This window comes from Pedobacter jejuensis (assembly GCF_003725795.1).
GTDB classification, from domain to species: Bacteria; Bacteroidota; Bacteroidia; order Sphingobacteriales; family Sphingobacteriaceae; genus Pedobacter; species Pedobacter jejuensis.
Genome location: NZ_RBEE01000045.1, coordinates 1 through 18,895, shown reverse-complemented (window position 1 = coordinate 18,895; position 18,895 = coordinate 1). Strand labels below are relative to the sequence as shown.

Below are 18,895 nucleotides of genomic sequence, written 5' to 3'. Positions count from 1 at the left end.
CTACAATAATCTAACTATCTTATTTGGAATAAATCTAAAGAAAGGGTAACTTGCGCAACATTTAATTGTCAGCATTAATTCATGATGATTGAAGGCAAAAACAAGAAGCAGATGAAACTTTCGCAGCTAAAAGTTGGTCAAACAGGAACTATAATGGCTTTCACAGATTTAGAAATGTCTGTCAAATTGATGGAGATGGGCTGTTTGCCAGGTGAAATGGTAGAAGTAGAAAGGTTCGCTCCACTTGGCGACCCAATGGCTATCCGCGTTGCAGGTTATCAGCTTTGTTTACGTAAAAGTGAAGCTGCAGTTATCATTATTCAATAATTAGTCGGTTTGAATATCAAAGTTGCATTAGTTGGTAATCCGAATACAGGTAAATCTACTCTGTTTAATCGATTAACAGGTTTAAATCAAAAAATAGGAAATTTTCCGGGGATAACAGTTGATAAAAAAACTGGCTTTACAAAGCTGGTTGAAGGTAGAGATGCTGAAATTATAGATTTGCCGGGTACCTACAGCCTTTATCCAAAAAGTAACGATGAACGTATTGTTTTCCAGGTACTAGCCGATAAAAATAATAGCAGTTACCCCGATGTTATCGTTTTAATTGTTGATGCCTCCAACCTGAAACGAAACATGTTGTTGTTCTCTCAGGTTGCAGATTTAGGTATTCCTATGGTTCTGGCATTAAACATGACAGATTTATCTGATAAGCAAGGAATTTATATCCATGTAGATAAATTAGCTGCAAAGCTGGGCGTTCAGGTTATTCCAATCTCAGCTCGAAATAATATTGGTATTGATAAATTAAAAACTGCTGTAGCTTACACAAACAAAATTGCTACCCAAAACAATGCCGTAGAGGTAAATTTTTTGGCGCCTGAAGCCATAAAAGCAGTCAAGCAAAAAATTAATACAGATAATGACTATTATGCTTTGCAGGTTTTGCATCAGCATGAGCATTTAAGCTTTTTTTCAGAAAGTGAACAATTAGAAATTGAAGAAATTGAAAAGGTAAACCATTTCGAATCATCAAAATTACAAGCTGCGGAAACGATTGCCCGTTATAAATACCTTAGTACTATTCTTGCAGATGTAGTGATAGATAAGGGAACTGCAGAAAAATTTAGTTTTAGTGATAAATTGGATTCCATTCTTACGCATAAGGTTTGGGGTTTTGCTATATTTCTCCTCATTTTATTTGTGATTTTTAATGCGATTTTCGCATGGTCATCTTATCCAATGGACTGGATTGAAACCGGTTTTGGTTATATTACAGAAGCCGGGCATAGTTATTTACCTGCTGGTATGCTAACCGATTTACTGCTAGATGGGGTAATTGCTGGACTTGGTGGCATCTTTGTATTTATACCTCAAATCGCAATTCTATTCGCCTTTATATCCATTTTAGAAGATACAGGTTACATGGCAAGGGTTACTTTTATGATGGACAAAATCATGAGCAAAGTTGGCTTAAATGGTAAATCTGTTGTCCCAATGATTGGAGGTCTAGCTTGTGCAGTTCCATCGATAATGGCTGCCAGAAATATAGAAAACTGGAAAGATAGAATGATAACCATAATGGTTACGCCGCTTATTAGTTGTTCGGCAAGGTTACCCGTTTACATTTTGTTGATTTCTCTTATTATCCCTCAAAAAACAGTTTTAGGTATAATAAGCTTGCAAGGTTTAGCATTAATGGTAATGTATTTAATAAGTTTTGTTGCCGCTATTCTGGTAGCATGGGTAATGAAAATTATCATTAAATCGAAAGAAAAATCGTATTTCATTATGGAGTTACCGGTGTATCGTATGCCTCGATGGAAAAACGTATTCTACACCATGTTCGAAAAATCAAAAACATTTGTATTCGAAGCAGGTAAAGTTATCATTGCTATTTCTATTATTTTATGGGTTATGGCATCCTTTGGTCCAGGAAACCGCTTCGAAAACATTGATAATAAATATCAATCGGCTTTGCTCGATACCGCGAAAGCAGAACACGTAAAAACATTAATAGCGACCGAAAAGCTAGAAAATTCTTACGTTGGTATTTTAGGGCATTGGATAGAACCCGCAATCCGGCCATTGGGATACGATTGGAAAATTGGCATTGGTTTAATAACTTCTTTTGCCGCCCGTGAAGCTTTTGTAGGTACAATGGCCACAATTTATAGTGTAGATGGCGGTGATGCAGATACTTCTACCATTAGAGAAAGAATGGCGGCATCGGTAAATAGTAGAACCAACCTGCCAGTATATTCATTTGCAACCGGTATTTCATTAATGTTATTTTATGCTTTCGCAATGCAATGCATGAGCACAGTTGCAATTGTATATCGCGAAACAAAAGGATGGAAATGGCCGATTATTCAATTGGCATACATGACAGCAATGGCATATTTTGCGGCTTTAATTGCATATCAACTTCTAAAATAATTTCGGCCGATTTCTTAAGATTTACAAGATTTCTTTAAAAAGAATTATTTTTAAAATTAGAAGAGCAATTTTTGTGCATCTATTAAAGTTTGTTCCCGCTTTCCGTTTTACTCCGCACACAGCAGAAAAAGCTGTGGTTCCGTGCTCACTTCAATCGGGTCTATAGGGCAATGAAAGTGAAGATTAACAATTAAGAGTGCAAATTAAATCTATAATCCTTGTTCCTACATCCTTGCTCTGGAGCTTTATGCTATAAAATTTCGCCAGATTCCTTTAGAAAAGCTCATTTTCAAAATTAGAAGAGCAATTTTTGTGCATCTATTAAAGTTTGCTCCCGCTTTCCGTTTTACTCCGCACACAGCAGAAAAAGCTGTGGCTCCGTGTTCACTTCAATCGGGTCTATAAGGCAGTGAAAGTGCTAAGATTAACGGCTAAGCGACTAAAGGTTTGAGAATTTAGTCTTTAATCTTCGTTCCTTTATCGTTATTCACTCTTTAAGCTTAAATAATTCCACCCGATTTCTCTAGAAAATCTCATTCTCAAAATTAGAAGAGCAATTTTTGTGCATCTATTAAAGTTTGTTCCCGCTTTCCGTTTTACTCCGCACACGGCAGAAAAAGCTGTGGCTCCGTGCTCACTTCAATCGGGTCTATAAGGCAATGAAAGTGGTAAGATTAACAATTAAGAGTGCAAATTAAATCTATAATCCTTGTTCCTACATCCTTGCTCTGGAGGTTTATGCTATAAAATTTCGCCAGATTCCTTTAGAAAAGCTCATTTTCAAAATTAGAAGAGCAATTTTTGTGCATCTATTAAAGTTTGTTCCCGCTTTCCGTTTTACTTCGCACACAGCAGAAAAAGCTGTGGCTCCGTGCTCACTTCAATCGGGTCTATAGGGCAGTGAAAGTGCTACAATTAACGGCTAAGCGCATAAGGGCTTGAGAATTTAGTCTTTAATCTTTGTTCCTTTATCCTTATTCTCAAATCCTATCCCAACTCAATTTGCCTTTTAATACTTTCTTCCAGAGAGATTAAAGTTTCTGTTCTTTGGATGCCATTAACTGCCTGTATCTCTTCGTTTAGCACATGGCGTAAATGATTCGTATCTCTACAAATAATTTTGGCAAACATACTGTACGAACCTGTGGTGTAATGCAATTCTACTACCTCCTTAATTTTGCTCAATTGAGCTACAGCATCTTTGTATTGAATTCCTTTCTCTAAATAAATGCCTAAAAAGGCACAAATATCATAACCAGCTTTTTGAGGATCGATGATTAAGTGAGAGCCTTTGATGATACCCATTTCCTGTAATTTCTTCATTCGAACGTGGATAGTACCTCCAGAAACAATCAAATCTTTTGCAATTTCAGTATAAGGTTTAGTAGCATCCTGCATTAATTGTTTTAATATATCAATATCTAGGTTGTCAATTTCTAAATTGGAATTGTCTTTTTTGAGCATATTTTCTGATTTTGTTAAGCAAATTTAATAATAATTATCAATATTATAAAAATAAAATTAAATGCTTAAAATATTTGCAAGGTATTGGTTGTTCCTTTACATTTGTATCAAGCAATTAACAAAAAGGGAACGTTCTTTAAACAAAATTGCTAAACTCAATGTAGGGTGGTGAAACAGGCAGACACACCTCCTTGTCTCGGTGGTGGAGAATATGGAAAACCGGTAACGGCTAACTACTCCTTGAAGGTTCGATTCCTTCCCCTACAGCTGTTTCAGTTTGCAGAATACAGTAAACGGTTAGCAATAACTGACAATTGGAAGCTGCTTACTGAACACTTAAAATGTTGGGTGGTGAAATTGGCAGACACGCCTCCTTGTCTCGGTGGTGGGGAATAATGGGACAAACGCAGTTTATTGGGTTGACCACAATTAATTTTTTGAACTGTAGCTAACTACCCCTTGAAGGTTCGACTCCTTCCCCAACAGCATTTTTTATGAATAATAAGTTAGTTAATTGAGCAATCCCGGATGGGCTTGCTCTTTTTATTTTTCAATGTTTACTATTTATACTTCAAAAAAAAAGAGACAAATTTCTTTGTCCCTTTTCTAAAAATTATCTGTAAAGCTTAAACAGTCATTACATCTTTTTCTTTAGCTTCTGCATGTTTATCAACTTTTATGATGTAAGCATCAGTAAGTTTTTGTACTTCAGCCTCTCCAGTTTTAATTTCATCATCAGAAACGCCTTCACCTTTTAATTTTTGAATCTTGGTATTGGCATCTTTTCTAATGTTACGCACTGTAATACGCCCACGTTCTGCTTCTTCTTTAACTTTTTTAACAAGGTCTTTCCTTCTTTCTTCTGTTAAAGGCGGTACTACCAAACGAATAACTATACCATCATTTTGTGGATTGATACCGATATTCGCTACCTGTATCGCTTTTTCAATAGGTACTAAAAGTGATTTTTCCCACGGTTGAATAACGATGGTTCTGGCATCTGGTGTGTTAATACTCGAAACCTGAGCCAATGCAGTAGAGGAGCCGTAGTAATCTACAAAAATACCATCAAGCATTCCTGCTGATGCTTTCCCGGCTCTAATTTTAGTCAATTCAGATTCACAATGATCGATGGCTCTATCCATAGCAGATTCGGCATCCAGTAATTGTAATTGTATGAGGTCGTTCATAATTGTGTGTATTTCTGCAAAAGTAATAATTTTTTTAAATGGTTATTTCACCAAGGTACCAATTGGCTCACCTTTGGCAATTTTCATGAAATTGCCGTGTTTGTTCATATCAAACACAATAATAGGCACTTGGTTTTCTTCACATAATGTAAAGGCTGTCATATCCATTACATTCAAACCTTTATCGTAAACTTCTCTGAAGGTAATTTCTTCGTATTTAGTTGCCAGCGGATCTTTTTCAGGATCGGCTGTGTAAATACCATCAACACGAGTACCTTTTAAAACAACATCGGCTTTAATTTCTATTGCCCTTAGTGCAGCCGCAGAATCGGTGGTGAAATATGGATTTCCGGTTCCGGCACCAAAAATAACAACTCTACCTTTTTCTAAATGCCTTACCGCTCTTCTGCGGATAAACGGTTCGCATATTTGTTCCATTTTAATAGCAGTTAGTAATCGGGTTTTTATTCCTACTTTTTCTAATGCATCTTGCAAAGCCATTGAGTTGATAACCGTAGCTAACATGCCCATATAATCGGCTTGTGCTCTATCCATTCCGCTTTTTTCGGCACTTAAGCCTCTAAAAATATTTCCTCCTCCAATTACAATTGCGATTTCAAGGCCTTCATCATGTACGGCTTTAATATCGATTGCATATTGCCTAACACGTTCATTATCAATTCCGTATTGTTTGTCGCCCATTAGCGATTCGCCGCTAAGCTTAAGTAGGATGCGTTTGTATTTCATGACTTCAAAAATATCAACAATTTTTTAATACCCCGCTATGCTTTTAAACAAATGATGTAATTATTTAGATTGAAAGATTTTTACCTTGAAAGATTACCTGCTTTAAATTTAAGTCGCTGTCTAGAATCAACAAATTCGCATCTAAGCCCTTTTCGATTTTGCCGATGGTGCTAGATTTATCGATTAATTTTGCAGGGTATGTTGTGGCCATATTCAGTGCATCCGATAAGCTAATATTGCAATGTTTAATACAATTTTTAACTGCCTGTAACATTGTTAAAGATGAACCTGAAAGTGTTCCGTCAGGCATTACAAATTTATCATCGCTTTTTATGTGTTGGTACGGCCCGGTTGAGCATTCGGTAACGGCATCAGTAATTAAAAATAGTCGCTCTTTTAAAAGCTTGTGTGCAAACTTCACGACCTCAAAATCTACATGTTGTCCATCGGCAATTATACTTGCCATTGCCTTATCGTGATTAAAAACTGCAGTTGGTATTCCTGGCGCCCTATGATGAATAGGACTCATTGCATTAAATAAATGTGTAGTGGTTTGAATCCCTTTATTGTAAGCATTGGTTGCTTCATCAAAAGTAGCATTGCTATGGCCCAAAGAAACAACGGTACCATTATCTAATAAGTATTGAATAACTTCATCATCTTGCAGTTCAGCTGCAATGGTCATCATTTTAATTACTCCATCACCAAAATCAAGTAAAGATTTAATTTCATCTAACGTTGCTTTTTTAACAAACTCAGGTGCATGAGCACCCAATCGTTTCGGATTCAAATACGGTCCTTCGAGGTGTAAGCCTAAAAAATTTCTTGCATTTTGCTGATGCTCCTTTGCTGCTTTTATACACTCATTAAAAACTTCTGCGCTATTGGTTGCCATGCATGCTAGAAAACCAGTTGTTCCTTTTTTTAATAAATCATCTTCCATAATGGTTAATGATTCAACCGTTGGTTCTGCTGAAAACAACCTTCCGCCGGCACCATAAATTTGTAAATCTATAAAACCAGGGACTACAAGTTCATTGTGCTTAGCCTTGCCCATAGATGGTAAAGTGGATAAAATTAGTTCATCATTTATCTCAATACTTTGATTTTCTATTAAAGTATTATTCTGGTAGATGGTGGTGTTGTCGATTGTAAACATAGTAGACGATAGGTTAACTAATTTTAATAATTCTGCTAAGAATTTGCGAAGGAAAGTACAAAAAAAAACCTCCCGAAAAATCGAGAGGTTTTAATAAATTTTTATAAATGCTTATGCACCTAATTGTACACGTTTGAAAGCAGATACCGTTAAACCTTTAGAAGTATTATCTAAAAATTTGCGAACATCTACTGAACTGTCTTTAACAAACTCTTGGTTTAATAAAGTACTGTCTTTGTAGAATTTGTTCAATTTACCAGCAGCAATTTTTTCAACCATTTCTTCTGGTTTACCTTCTTGGCGGATAACATCTTTAGCAATTTCGATTTCACGCTCAATAGTTGCAGGGTCAACACCGTCTTTATCAACAGCAATTGGGTTCATTGCAGCAATTTGCATTGCAACATCTTTACCAGCGTCAGTAATATCTGCACCATTAGCACCTTCAAATACAACTAAAACACCCATTTTTCCATTAGAGTGAATGTAAGAAACGATTTTCTCACCAGATACATTTGCGTACTCTTGAATAACAATTTTTTCTCCGATTTTACCGGTTAATTCAGTTATTGTTTCGGCAACTGTACGCCCATCTTCCAATGTAATTGCTGATAATTCTTCAGCAGTAGCAGGGTTGTTAGCAACTGCAGCAGCTAAAACAGCCTGAGCTAGGTTACGGAAATCTTCTACTTTAGAAACTGGTTCAGTTTCACAAGCTAAAGCAACTAATTTGCCATTTGTACCATCCGCTGAAACAGCGATTGAAACCAAACCTTCAGAAGTAGCATTACCAGAACGAGCGGCAGATACTTTTTGACCTTTTTTGCGCAATAAATCAACAGCTGCTTCGAAATCGCCGTTAGCTTCTACTAAAGCTTTTTTGCAATCCATCATACCAGCGCCAGTTTGTTGGCGCAATTTGTTTACATCAGCGGCAGTAATTTGTACTGTAGACATTTTATTTCTTTTTTAAAATTTACAATCTTGTTATAACAATTACAGGTTACAAGTTACAAGTACTAAGTTAAACTCATGTTAAGCCAACTTAAAACCTGAAACCAGTAACCTGCAATTAAAAAATATTACTATTCTTCTGTTTTAGTTTCTTCTGATGAAGGTTCTTCAACTTCTGCTTCAGCAGTTACCTTTTTTGTAGTTGGTCTTTTTTCACCAGCTGCTCTAGGCTCTTTTGCTTCAGGAGCATCAGCTGCAACTTTCGCTGCTACTGCTTCTTTTTCAGCTTCATCATCTTTTTCGCGTTTACGCTCATCTAAACCTTCTTCAATAGCTTTGATAATTACATCCGTAATTAAAGAGATTGATTTCGTAGCGTCATCATTCGCCGGGATAGGGAAATCGATGTTAGAAGGGTCAGAGTTTGTATCAACCATCGCAAAAGTTGGGATGTTTAATTTTAATGCTTCAGTTACTGCGATGTGCTCTTTCTTAACATCAATTAAGAATAAAGCTGCAGGTAAACGGTTTAAATCAGCAATACCACCTAAAAGTGATTCTAATTTGATACGCTCACGTTGAATCATCAAACGCTCTTTTTTAGATAAGATAGCATAAGTACCGTCTTTAGTCATTTTATCGATGGTAACCATCTTTTTAATTGACTTACGAACTGTAGCAAAGTTAGTTAACATACCACCTAACCAACGCTCGGTTACGAAAGGCATGTTTACTTTTTTAGCTTGCTCAGCTACGATTCCTTTTGCTTGTTTTTTTGTTGAAACAAATAATACTTTACGTCCTGATTTTACGATTTGTTTAATCGCAGCCGCAGCTTCTTCAGTTTTAGTTAAAGTTTTATTTAAATCTATAATGTGAATTCCATTACGCTCCATGAAAATGTAAGGAGCCATTTTTGGATTCCATTTACGGGTAAGGTGACCAAAGTGTACACCTGCATCCAATAAGTCTTGATAAGTTGTTCTTGCCATTGTCTTTGCCTCCTGTGATTAACGTTTACTGAATTGGAATTTCTTACGAGCTTTAGCACGTCCTGGTTTCTTACGCTCAACCATACGCATATCACGCGTCATTAGGCCTTTAGCACGTAATGCAGGTTTTTTCTCCGCATCTAGTTCAACAATCGCTTTAGCAATAGCTAAACGAACAGCTTCTGCTTGTCCTTTTACTCCACCGCCTTGTACATTTACAGTAATATCATAACGACCTGTAAGTTCAGAAACTTCTAAACTTTGGTTTACGATATATTGCAAAGGTAAAGTTGGGAAATAAACTTTGTGATCTTTACCGTTAACGGTAATTGCTCCAGCACCATCTTTTAAGTAGATACGTGCAACAGCTGTTTTTCTTCTTCCTGAAGTGTTAGTAACTGACATTTCTTAAAGTTTAATGGTTTTTGGAGATTGAGCTGAATGAGGGTGAGTTTCACCTGCATACACAAAAAGGTTTGTGTATAATTTTTTACCCAATTTAGTTTTCGGTAACATACCACGTACCGCTTTCTCGATTACACGTTGAGGGTGTTTCGCCATTAACTCCTTCGGAGAAATAAAACGCTGACCACCTGGATAACCAGTATAAGAAACATATTGCTTTTCGCTGAATTTGTTTCCTGTCAATTTAACCTTGTCTGCATTGATAACAATAACGTTATCTCCGCAATCTACGTGTGGGGTGTACTCAGGCTTGTTTTTACCACGGATGATCATAGCGATCTTCGATGACAAGCGCCCCAAAATCTCGCCTTGTGCATCAACAACAATCCACTGTTTGTTAACAGTTTTCGCATTGGCAGAGACAGTTTTGTAACTTAACGTATTCACTTGCTTGTATTTAATTTATTAAACAATTATTTATTCCCATTAAATTTGGGACTGCAAAGATAGATAGAAAACTTTTATTATCAAATAGTTGGAGAGAAAAAAGTTGATATAAATATCGTATTTGCGATTTGAGGGGAATTCCCCTATTTTAGAGGGGTGCCTGAAAGGCGGGGTGTTTTTTAGTGATTTGGAAAGCAATAACAGTAATGCTTGGGAGTGTTCTAGTCGGACTTTCCGCTAAATCTTTTTGTTTTCAGCTTTGACAACTTTCTTTATATAGCGCTATTAAAGTTGTCAAAGTTTTAAGAGAAAATAAAAAGGATACTGCTGCAATCGGGTTTGAAAAACTTTGGCTTGCAATCCTATTAATGTGAATTGGCAATATCTACAAATCATCAGGCTTATAACCAATCCTTTTTCTTGGTTCGTTTTTCTTATCCATCAACTTATCTAGATAAGTAAAAACCAATTCGATGTTTTTATCTTGATTGTTGAGTTTCCTTTTTATGTCTTCAATCTCGTATTTTAATTCACCATTCTCACTTATCCATTTTCGCAATCTTGTAAATATCCTTACAATTTGAATATTTACTTGAATGGCTTGCTGACTATTTAAAACACTAGAAAGCATTAGCACACCATGTTCGGTAAAAACATTTGGTAAATAGGTTCTTCCACCTCTTCCAATCTTTGAGGTCGCAATTTGCGACCTCAAAGATTCCCATTCACTTTCCGTAAGTTGGAACATAAAATCTTCTGGGAATCTATCTTGATTTCTACGTATTTGCTCATTTAATCTTTTCGTTTCAACTCCATAAAGCTCCGCCAAATCACTATCCAGCATAACTTTATGTCCACGGATTTCATAAATTTTGTTAACTAAAATATTTTCAGGGATGATTGAGAGCGTTTGTTTAGCTGTCATATCATTTTTGGATTTAAAATGTAAGATACAAAAATTGATTTGGATTTGAGGTCACAATTTGTGATCTCAAACAATATCCAATAGCTGTTGTTAAATCCTTAACCATCAAATTTAATGTATGCAGTATCTCGATAATATTTTCGGTTATCCCATTCCTCTGTTTTTAAAAAATATTATAATTGGTATAGTAGCATTAATAATAGGTGCTTTCGTAAAGTTTATCATTCATAAATTATTCTTGCTGTTATCACGTTGGTGGAGTTCAATTATTATTAAATCAACCATCAAGCACCTTAGAAATCCGATAGGTTTATTTATTCCGCTTTTGTTTTTAAACTTTTCGTTATCGTTAATGGTAATGAGTGCTGATTGGCGATTGCCACTAACGAAAACGTTAGAAATAGCATTGACTGTTACATTTGCTTTAATCCTGATTCGAGTTATTAATGTTCTTGAAGATTACTTTTTTCTTAAATATGATTTAAACAAAGAGAATAATTTAAAAGAAAGAAAAATAAGAACCCAGTTGCAATTTGTAAGAAAGGTTATTGTTTCTTTAATCGTTTTGGTAACCGCTGCAATTGTGCTTTTGAGTTTCGAAAGTATGCGTAAAATAGGAGCGGGCTTACTTACTGGTGTAGGTATCGGTGGAATTATAATAGGTTTTGCAGCCCAAAAATCGCTTGGAAATTTATTGGCTGGGTTTCAGATTGCTTTTACACAACCAATACGTATTGATGATGTAATAATTGTAGAAGGAGAATGGGGAAAGGTAGAAGAAATAACATTAACATATGTTGTCGTAAATATTTGGGACCAGAGGAGATTGATCTTACCTATAACTTATTTTATTGAAAAACCATTTCAAAATTGGACGAGGGTTTCTGCTGATTTACTTGGAACCGTTTTTCTTTATATGGATTATTCTATCCCGATTGAGCCCTTGAGGCAGGAATTAACTAGACTTTTAACCAATAATCCGCTTTGGGATAAAAGAGTAAATGTTGTACAAGTTACAGATACCAATAAAGATGGCTCGATAGAAATTAGGTTTTTAATGAGCGCATCCAATTCATCAAGGGCATTTGATTTACGTTGTAATGTGCGTGAAGCGATGATAACCTTTATTCAAAACAACTATCCAGAAAGCTTACCTAAGAAAAGGCTTGAGTTTAAAGACAAGTTTGAGAGTATATGAATTAATAAACCACTTTAGGTGCCTAAGACCAATAAAGCGAATTGTTTAGATAGAAGAATTACAATCTAAGTTTAAATAATAAGTTAGGAAATATTAAACCACCTTAGAAACCTGATGCCATTAAAGTAAATTGCTTAGGTTTACTTAGGTGTCTAAGGTGGTGAGAGTGTAAAATAACAATTTAAGGTTGCCACTCAATTAATTGCCTGCGTGTTAAAGATGTTATTTAAACATTCCTTTCAGCTTCGCCAGTTTTTCCTGTAAATCTCCGTCTGCATCTTTTGGTTCATTACGTGGTTTGGAGTTTTGCTTTTGATTATTGGCCTTGAAATCTTGTTTAGGTTTTTGCTCTTTAGGCTTCGAACTGCGCACTTCCGACTTCGGACTAACTTCCGTCTTCATCGACAGCGAAATTCTTTTACGAGCCGCATCAACTTCCATTACTGTTACCTCAACTTTTTGATGAACTTTAACAATATCATTCGCGTTAGCTACAAATCGATTTGCCAATTGGCTGGTATGTACTAAGCCATCTTGATGCACACCAATATCTACAAAGGCACCAAAATTGGTGATGTTCGTAACAATGCCTGGTAACTTCATTCCGATTCTTAAATCACTGATTTCATTTACACCATCGGTAAAACTGAAAGCCTCGAATTGCTCACGCGGGTCGCGACCAGGTTTTGCGAGTTCTTTCAAAATATCGGTTAAGGTTGGTAAACCAATTTCATCCGAAACATATTGCTGTAATTTAATTTGTTTCTGCAGCTGCGTATCTTTCATTAAAACTGAAACGGTTGTGCCTAAATCTTTAGCCATTTTATCTACAACATCATAACGCTCAGGGTGAACGCCACTCATGTCTAACACGTTGTCGGCATTGCGGATGCGTAAAAAACCTGCGGCTTGTTCGTAAGCTTTATCACCCAAACGAGGAACTTTTTTCAAGCTTTCACGATTTTTGAAAGCACCATTTGTGTTTCTGTAATCAACAATGTTTTGTGCTAAAGTTGGCCCCAAGCCTGAAACATAAGCTAGAATTTGTTTCGATGCAGTATTCAATTCTACACCAACCGCATTTACGGCACTAACTACGGTATCATCCAAACTGGCTTGCAGTTTATTTTGATCAACATCATGTTGGTATTGCCCAACGCCGATAGATTTTGGGTCGATTTTTACCAGTTCCGCCAACGGGTCCATTAATCTGCGACCGATTGAAACGGCTCCACGAACGGTAATATCCTGTGTAGGAAATTCTTCTCGGGCAACATCTGATGCCGAATAAATTGATGCACCACTTTCATTTACCATTACAACAGTTGTATTTGGCAAATTTAATCCACGAACAAAAGCTTCTGTTTCTCTACCTGCTGTACCGTTTCCAATTGCGATTGCTTCGATATCGTATTTCTTACAAAGTTCTTGAATAGTTACTTCTGCATTTTTTATATTTCCTTGTCCGGTATGTGGGTAAATTGCGGTGTTTTCTAATAGCTGACCTTGCTTATCCAGGCAAACCACTTTGCAACCTGTACGGAAACCGGGGTCGATAGCGAGTACATTTTTTTGCCCCATTGGTGCGGCCAGTAACAATTGCCGAGCATTTTCTGCAAAAACACGAATCGCTTCTTCATCTGCTTTTTGTTTCGTTAAAACCCTAAGTTCGGTTTCCATTGCAGGCTCTAACAAACGTTTGTATCCATCTTCTAAAGCTTGCTGAACTTGCCTCGATGCACTGTTGTTAGCCGTAATAAATTGGTTTTCCAAAATCGCCAACGCATCCTCTGCAGGAGGTAAGGCATCCAGACGTAAAATCAATTCTTTCTCGCCACGGCGCATGGCTAAAACCCGGTGAGAAGCCGCTGTTTTTACGGGTTCACTCCATTCAAAGTAGTCTTTATATTTTATGCCTTCTTCTTCTTTTCCTTTAATTACTTCCGATTTAAAAACCGCTTTTTCCTGAAAATAGGTACGCATTTTAGTTCTGGCTTCTGCATTTTCCGATATCATTTCTGCAATGATGTCACGAGCGCCGGCCAAAGCTTCATCCAAAGAATTTACACCCTTTTCCGCATCAATGAATGTATCTGCCAGAGCTTCTAAATCAAAATTCTGCTGGTCGAAAATTTGTAAAGCCAATGGCTCCAAACCTTTTTCTTTCGCCATAGAAGCACGGGTTTTGCGTTTCGGTTTGTAAGGCAAATAAATATCTTCTAAAAGCGAAATGGTTTCTGCTTGGTTTATTTTTTTTTCAAGCTCTGGCGTTAGTTTTCCAAGCTCAGTCATTGATTTTAAAATGGCTTCGCGGCGCTTGTCTAAATCTCGTAATTGCAAAACCCTATCGCGTATTGCCGTAACCTGAACTTCATCTAAACTGCCCGTTAATTCCTTGCGGTAACGCGAAATAAATGGCACGGTTGCACCTTCGTCTAATAAGCTTACGGTTGCGGTAACTTGTTTTTCTGCAACTTTTAATTCGGTTGCAATTGTTTTATGGTGGGTTAACATATTTTAAAATTAAAGTGGCAAAGCTAATCATGATTTGTGGGATTTAAGGATTTTTAAGATGAAGTTTTCCACTGAAATTTGTGTGTAATTAATCGCTTCGCGTACCAGGATTTGCGGGATTTAAGGGTTTTTAAGATGAAGTTTTCCATTGAAATTTGTGAGTAATTAATTGCTTCGCGTATCAGGATTTGCGGGATTTAAGGATTTTTAAGATGAAGTTTTCCACTGAAATTTGTGTGTAATTAATCGCTTCGCGTACCAGGATTTGCGGGATTTAAGGATTTTTAAGATGAAGTTTTCCACTAAAATTTGTGAATAATTAATCGCTTCGCGTACCAGGATTTGAATGATTAGATGATTTTAAGATTTTGTAGTTCCATTTTCTGGAAAGCAATGGCAGAAGCTTTATTTATTGTTCGTCGGGCTTTACACTAAATTCCCGATGAAAAATCGTGATATACCGCTTCAATCCCGTTTAGGTACTTTGGGTATTGCTGCTATCTTTGGTTGCTTGCTGCGTAAGAAGGAGGCGCTTATTTTTTCTGTTCCGCCACTTTCTCTAAATCCTTTTGTGCTTTAAATTTGGTGATTCTTGTGATTAAATCTAAAGGCATAGGTTTATCTATTGGGAATTGAATAGCCCCTTTACTCCATTTATAATTTTTGAATTCGTGCTGAAAAGCTTCGATGCCCGAACCAGTTGGATAAAAACCAATATGCTTCTCGTAAGCGGCGAAATAAACCAAAACACGATTTTGTTTAAAGGCTGGCATTTTATAACTAATTACCTCTTTTGCATTTGGTACAGCTTTATGAATGGTTTCGCGAATTTGTTGTAGAATTTGCTGCGTTTTTATTGGGAATAAGGCAATGTATTCATCAATTATTTTTGGTTCTGGTTTTTCCATAGCATTGAAATCTTGGAATGAAAATACGAAAATCCGCAATACTTATTCACTAATTTGAATGTCGTATTTATGCAAAAGACCTGCTACACCAGCTTTAGAAAACCTTGCTTTTTTAATTTGATTATTATCAGGGTCGATGGAAAAATTGTATGCTGTCCTGAAATCGGATTTTTCTAATGTAGTTCTATCGAATGTTGCGCAGAGTAGATCGCAGTTGTCGAAAACGGCGTTTGTCAAATCGCACTCTGAAAAATCAACTTCGTGCAGTTGAGTGTTTTTGAAATTGGTTTTCTTCAGTTTTAGTTTGTAAAAAGAAGAGTGGTCTAACTTGCAATTGTCAAAACTGAAAGCTAAACCAAAATCGTTACAGTTTTCGAAACGTAGTCCAAGCATTTTACAATCGCTAAAAATAATGTCATTAAATGAGGTTTTGGTTAAGCTTGCTAAACTTAAGTTACATAAAATGAATTCACAATCGAGAAATTTTACACCGCTTAAATCAGCGTTGGAGAAGTTGCAGTTAATAAATTTACAATTTTCGTATTCTGCTTTTGGTAATGCTCTTAAAGTGAAATCTTCTTTGTTGAATGTTTGCTCAGCTATGTAATTATTAGACATTGGTTGTTTGTTTTAGCGAAGGTAAAAATTAACGTCTGATTTTAGAATTTGCCTGGAACAGAACTGCGTTTCTTGAACAGGTTTTTGTAAAATAAACCCGATGGACGCGGCAGACCGAGCTTTTTCTGCGAGGCTATAGCAAACAGCGGGACTGCTGAAACCCAAAAGCTCCTGACATTGGTTTTCGAATTATTTTACCATACATGAAACATAAGATTCATATAAGTTCGGATATCTTGGGTGGTAAATAAAAAAAAATCCCCCAAATTGCTTTGGAGGATTTGTATATTTTTAGTCTTGGGTAAACTCAGACTGACAATTTATAATTACTTTTTAACGTACATTACTTCTTTAACTGCTTTAATTACCTTCTCTGCATTTGGTAAGCTGGCAGCAATTAAAGTTGGAGAATATGGAAGTGGTACATCAGCGCAAGTGATGCGTATAACCGGAGCATCTAGATAATCGAAGGCTTTTTTCTGAACCATGAAGGCAATTTCACCTGAAAGTGATGCTAATGGCCAAGCTTCTTCTACTACAACTAAACGGTTGGTTTTTTTAACTGATTCGATAATGGTATCGTAATCAATTGGACGAACGGTACGCAAATCGATAACTTCTACATTAATACCTTCTTTAGTTAACTCTTCAACAGCAGGGTTTACAACGCGGGTTAACATTTTACCAAACGTTACTATGGTTACATCAGTACCTTGTTTGGTTACATTTGCTTTACCAAATTCGATATAATATTCTTCTGCTGGAACATCACCTTTATCGCCGTACATTACTTCAGATTCCATAAAAATAACTGGATCTGGATCTATAATAGCTTGTTTTAGTAAACCTTTAGCTTCATAAGGAGTTGATGGAACAACAACTTTTAAACCTGGTGTGTTTGCAAACCAGTTTTCGAAGTTTTGAGAGTGTTGTGCACCTAATTGACCAGCATTACCCGTTGGGCCACGAAAAACCATTGGACAGGAAAACTGACCACCGCTCATTGATAAAATTTTAGCAGCGCCGTTGATGATTTGGTCGATTGCTACCAATGAAAAGTTAAATGTCATAAACTCTACAATTGGAATAAGGCCAGCTGTTGCAGCACCAGTTGCTATACCAGCGAAACCTAGTTCGGCAATTGGCGTATCTATAATACGTTTTTCGCCAAATTCATCAAGCATGCCTTGACTCACTTTATATGCACCGTTATATTCTGCTACTTCTTCACCTAATAAAAAAACGCGGTCATCTTTGCGCATTTCTTCGCTCATGGCTTCGCGTAGTGCTTCTCTAAATTGGATTTCTCTCATTGTAAATTTTAATAACGGTGGCAAATATAATTATTAATCGCTTTGAAACCAAAGGGAATTAAGCGTGTATTTTGTAATAATTATGGTTGATTAATGTTGTTTTTTTGACCAAAAATTTAAAGCGTTGTTGAGTTTTGTAGATATTTAAAAATAATATTGTGAATATCTGTTAATGAAGTGGTAATTGTGTTAAAGTTTGTTGGTTTAACAAAATATTGATGGTATTATATTTATTTTAATGCTTCGGATTTAACAATCCGTAAATTTCACTATCCAAAAATTTTCCTCTGAAATAATAATCCTGTTTAAAATGTGCTTCTTTTACAAAACCGTGTTTGATGAGGATTTGTCGTGATGCATCATTTTCGACATTAATATTTGCCTTAATGGTATGGAGATTCATGTTGTTAAAACCAAAATCGATTGTTCTTTTTAAAGCTTCGGATATAATACCTTTTCTCCAATAATCTGGATGTAGCATATAGCCAATTTCTGCCCTGTGGTTTGCATAATCAGTACGCCAATAGCCAACCGAGCCAATCATTTGGTTTGGATTCTCTTTTAGTGCAATTACCCAGGCCAGATTGTCGCCATTTTCGAATCCTTCGTTAAATGTAGTAATGAATGTTTTAACATCTGTCAAATCTTTTGGTCTCTCGCGGTCGATATATTTCATTACTGCTTCATTTGTGCGCATTTTAAATATATTTTCAGCATCCGAAAGAGCATGTTCGCGTAGAATTAAGCGTTCGGTTTCTAGAACTGGGAATTTAGTGAAATTGAGGATTAGCATTTGTTATTCCTTTTGTAAGTCAAATTTATAGTTGTTAGCGAATTCTTGTACTTCATCATTAAATGATTTCCATTGATGATGCTTTTCCTGATTTTTAATATAATTTATTACCCTTTCTACTCCTGATTCACTTACTGAGACTGCAAAATAATCATCTTGCCAAATAAAAGTTTCATTGGTTAGGTTATTTTTATTTACCCAATAAGCTGATTCTCCTTTAATAAGCTGCGCAATTTTTGCTATGTTTTGTTCTTTGCCCAATGAGATTAAACAATGTAAATGTTCTGTGTAACCGTTGATTGCTTGTAAATAAATTGATTTTGCTTTACAGTTTTCAATGATGTGGCTTTGAAGTTTGTAACGGATGTTCTTTGTTAGATAGGGCTGTCGGTTTTTGGTTGAGAACACTAAGTGAACCCAAATTTTTACATACGACATATTTTAAGGTTTGGCTAAAGCTAATATATCATTTTTTTATTTAATCCATAATCCGTTGGTTGAAACCAACGGCAATGAAATGGATAATGTATATAGCGATAGTTATATGGCATTAGCCTAATTTTCATAGCGTTTCAACCAAGGAAAGGGCAAAAAATTGGATGATTTATTTAACGATTTGCATAATTCATTACCGTTGGTTGAAACTAACGGCAATGAAATGGATAATGTATATAGCGATAGTTATATGGCATTAGCCTAATTTTCATAGCGTTTCAACCAAGGAAAGGGCAAAAAATTGGATGATTTATTTCACCATTTGCATAATTCATTGCCGTTGGTTTCAACCAACGGTAATGAAATGGTAAATGTACATACTGATCTTTAA

18 protein-coding genes and 2 tRNA genes are annotated in these 18,895 nt (G+C 36.0%); 5 read left to right on the top strand and 15 right to left on the bottom strand.

Going from position 1 to position 18,895, the window contains the following annotated elements; translation table 11 throughout:
- Positions 1 to 111 precede the first annotated feature (111 nt).
- The gene (locus tag D7004_RS19320) at positions 112 to 327 is read left to right on the top strand and encodes a FeoA family protein (RefSeq protein WP_123207685.1); all 216 of its coding nucleotides are present in this window, start codon (positions 112 to 114) and stop codon (positions 325 to 327) included.
- A 9-nt stretch (positions 328 to 336) separates the two neighbouring features.
- A complete protein-coding gene (feoB, locus tag D7004_RS19315) occupies positions 337 to 2,442 on the top strand; it encodes a ferrous iron transport protein B (protein WP_123207469.1) in 2,106 nt (701 codons plus the stop codon).
- 987 nt (positions 2,443 to 3,429) lie between these two features.
- On the opposite strand, the gene D7004_RS19310 is transcribed toward feoB, so the two are convergent.
- Positions 3,430 to 3,906 (bottom strand): Lrp/AsnC ligand binding domain-containing protein, encoded by a 477-nt coding sequence (locus D7004_RS19310; protein WP_056848148.1) that lies wholly within the window; start codon positions 3,904 to 3,906, stop codon positions 3,430 to 3,432.
- A 159-nt stretch (positions 3,907 to 4,065) separates the two neighbouring features.
- On the opposite strand from D7004_RS19310, the gene D7004_RS20785 reads away from it, so the two are divergent.
- Positions 4,066 to 4,173: transfer RNA gene (locus tag D7004_RS20785), tRNA-Asp, on the top strand.
- 75 nt (positions 4,174 to 4,248) lie between these two features.
- Positions 4,249 to 4,392: transfer RNA gene (locus D7004_RS20780), tRNA-Asp, on the top strand.
- 140 nt (positions 4,393 to 4,532) lie between these two features.
- Here D7004_RS20780 and frr read toward each other — a convergent pair.
- From frr to D7004_RS19265, 8 genes are all read right to left on the bottom strand, one after another.
- On the bottom strand, positions 4,533 to 5,096 hold the full coding sequence (frr, locus tag D7004_RS19300; RefSeq protein ID WP_123207467.1) for a ribosome recycling factor: 564 nt from the start codon (positions 5,094 to 5,096) through the stop codon (positions 4,533 to 4,535).
- 42 nt (positions 5,097 to 5,138) lie between these two features.
- Positions 5,139 to 5,843, bottom strand: coding sequence for a UMP kinase (gene pyrH / locus D7004_RS19295; RefSeq protein ID WP_123207466.1), 705 nt, complete (start codon positions 5,841 to 5,843; stop codon positions 5,139 to 5,141).
- 64 nt (positions 5,844 to 5,907) lie between these two features.
- The gene (gene nagA, locus D7004_RS19290) at positions 5,908 to 7,002 is read right to left on the bottom strand and encodes an N-acetylglucosamine-6-phosphate deacetylase (protein ID WP_123207465.1); all 1,095 of its coding nucleotides are present in this window, start codon (positions 7,000 to 7,002) and stop codon (positions 5,908 to 5,910) included.
- Positions 7,003 to 7,113: 111 nt separating this feature from the next.
- The gene (tsf, locus tag D7004_RS19285) at positions 7,114 to 7,959 is read right to left on the bottom strand and encodes a translation elongation factor Ts (RefSeq protein WP_123207464.1); all 846 of its coding nucleotides are present in this window, start codon (positions 7,957 to 7,959) and stop codon (positions 7,114 to 7,116) included.
- A gap of 128 nt (positions 7,960 to 8,087) precedes the next feature.
- Positions 8,088 to 8,948 carry a 30S ribosomal protein S2 gene (gene rpsB / locus D7004_RS19280; RefSeq protein ID WP_123207463.1) on the bottom strand — a complete coding sequence of 287 codons (861 nt, stop codon included), beginning with the start codon at positions 8,946 to 8,948 and terminating at the stop codon, positions 8,088 to 8,090.
- An 18-nt stretch (positions 8,949 to 8,966) separates the two neighbouring features.
- Positions 8,967 to 9,353 carry a 30S ribosomal protein S9 gene (rpsI, locus tag D7004_RS19275; RefSeq protein ID WP_055913282.1) on the bottom strand — a complete coding sequence of 129 codons (387 nt, stop codon included), beginning with the start codon at positions 9,351 to 9,353 and terminating at the stop codon, positions 8,967 to 8,969.
- 3 nt (positions 9,354 to 9,356) lie between these two features.
- Positions 9,357 to 9,800: a 50S ribosomal protein L13 gene (rplM, locus tag D7004_RS19270; RefSeq protein WP_116248884.1), complete on the bottom strand. Its 444-nt coding sequence runs from the start codon at positions 9,798 to 9,800 to the stop codon at positions 9,357 to 9,359.
- A gap of 385 nt (positions 9,801 to 10,185) precedes the next feature.
- A complete protein-coding gene (locus D7004_RS19265; RefSeq protein ID WP_123207462.1) occupies positions 10,186 to 10,725 on the bottom strand; it encodes an ORF6N domain-containing protein in 540 nt (179 codons plus the stop codon).
- Positions 10,726 to 10,843: 118 nt separating this feature from the next.
- On the opposite strand from D7004_RS19265, the gene D7004_RS19260 reads away from it, so the two are divergent.
- Positions 10,844 to 11,923 carry a mechanosensitive ion channel family protein gene (locus D7004_RS19260; protein ID WP_123207461.1) on the top strand — a complete coding sequence of 360 codons (1,080 nt, stop codon included), beginning with the start codon at positions 10,844 to 10,846 and terminating at the stop codon, positions 11,921 to 11,923.
- A gap of 222 nt (positions 11,924 to 12,145) precedes the next feature.
- On the opposite strand, the gene D7004_RS19255 is transcribed toward D7004_RS19260, so the two are convergent.
- From D7004_RS19255 to tnpA, 6 genes are all read right to left on the bottom strand, one after another.
- Complete coding sequence (locus D7004_RS19255; RefSeq protein ID WP_123207460.1) at positions 12,146 to 14,437, bottom strand: Tex family protein; 2,292 nt, start codon at positions 14,435 to 14,437, stop codon at positions 12,146 to 12,148.
- 533 nt (positions 14,438 to 14,970) lie between these two features.
- Positions 14,971 to 15,345, bottom strand: a complete 375-nt coding sequence (locus D7004_RS19250) for an iron chaperone (RefSeq protein ID WP_123207459.1) — start codon at positions 15,343 to 15,345, stop codon at positions 14,971 to 14,973.
- A 42-nt stretch (positions 15,346 to 15,387) separates the two neighbouring features.
- A complete protein-coding gene (locus D7004_RS19245; RefSeq protein ID WP_123207458.1) occupies positions 15,388 to 15,963 on the bottom strand; it encodes a pentapeptide repeat-containing protein in 576 nt (191 codons plus the stop codon).
- Positions 15,964 to 16,289: 326 nt separating this feature from the next.
- On the bottom strand, positions 16,290 to 17,276 hold the full coding sequence (locus tag D7004_RS19240) for a pyruvate dehydrogenase complex E1 component subunit beta (protein ID WP_123207457.1): 987 nt from the start codon (positions 17,274 to 17,276) through the stop codon (positions 16,290 to 16,292).
- A gap of 235 nt (positions 17,277 to 17,511) precedes the next feature.
- Positions 17,512 to 18,069 (bottom strand): GNAT family N-acetyltransferase, encoded by a 558-nt coding sequence (locus D7004_RS19235; protein WP_123207456.1) that lies wholly within the window; start codon positions 18,067 to 18,069, stop codon positions 17,512 to 17,514.
- Between the two features lie 3 nt (positions 18,070 to 18,072).
- Entirely contained in the window at positions 18,073 to 18,507 is a 435-nt protein-coding gene (gene tnpA / locus D7004_RS19230) for an IS200/IS605 family transposase (protein ID WP_123207455.1), read from the bottom strand.
- Between the last annotated feature and the right edge of the window lie 388 nt (positions 18,508 to 18,895).

Coding starts and splice junctions, on each gene's coding strand:
- D7004_RS19320 (WP_123207685.1), top strand. CDS start 112: ATGAAACTTTCGCAGCTAAAAGTTGGTCAAACAGGAACTATAATGGCT.
- D7004_RS19310 (WP_056848148.1), bottom strand. CDS start 3,906: ATGCTCAAAAAAGACAATTCCAATTTAGAAATTGACAACCTAGATATT.
- frr (WP_123207467.1), bottom strand. CDS start 5,096: ATGAACGACCTCATACAATTACAATTACTGGATGCCGAATCTGCTATG.
- pyrH (WP_123207466.1), bottom strand. CDS start 5,843: ATGAAATACAAACGCATCCTACTTAAGCTTAGCGGCGAATCGCTAATG.
- nagA (WP_123207465.1), bottom strand. CDS start 7,002: ATGTTTACAATCGACAACACCACCATCTACCAGAATAATACTTTAATA.
- tsf (WP_123207464.1), bottom strand. CDS start 7,959: ATGTCTACAGTACAAATTACTGCCGCTGATGTAAACAAATTGCGCCAA.
- rpsB (WP_123207463.1), bottom strand. CDS start 8,948: ATGGCAAGAACAACTTATCAAGACTTATTGGATGCAGGTGTACACTTT.
- rpsI (WP_055913282.1), bottom strand. CDS start 9,353: ATGTCAGTTACTAACACTTCAGGAAGAAGAAAAACAGCTGTTGCACGT.
- D7004_RS19265 (WP_123207462.1), bottom strand. CDS start 10,725: ATGACAGCTAAACAAACGCTCTCAATCATCCCTGAAAATATTTTAGTT.
- D7004_RS19260 (WP_123207461.1), top strand. CDS start 10,844: ATGCAGTATCTCGATAATATTTTCGGTTATCCCATTCCTCTGTTTTTA.
- D7004_RS19255 (WP_123207460.1), bottom strand. CDS start 14,437: ATGTTAACCCACCATAAAACAATTGCAACCGAATTAAAAGTTGCAGAA.
- D7004_RS19250 (WP_123207459.1), bottom strand. CDS start 15,345: ATGGAAAAACCAGAACCAAAAATAATTGATGAATACATTGCCTTATTC.
- D7004_RS19245 (WP_123207458.1), bottom strand. CDS start 15,963: ATGTCTAATAATTACATAGCTGAGCAAACATTCAACAAAGAAGATTTC.
- D7004_RS19240 (WP_123207457.1), bottom strand. CDS start 17,276: ATGAGAGAAATCCAATTTAGAGAAGCACTACGCGAAGCCATGAGCGAA.
- D7004_RS19235 (WP_123207456.1), bottom strand. CDS start 18,069: ATGCTAATCCTCAATTTCACTAAATTCCCAGTTCTAGAAACCGAACGC.
- tnpA (WP_123207455.1), bottom strand. CDS start 18,507: ATGTCGTATGTAAAAATTTGGGTTCACTTAGTGTTCTCAACCAAAAAC.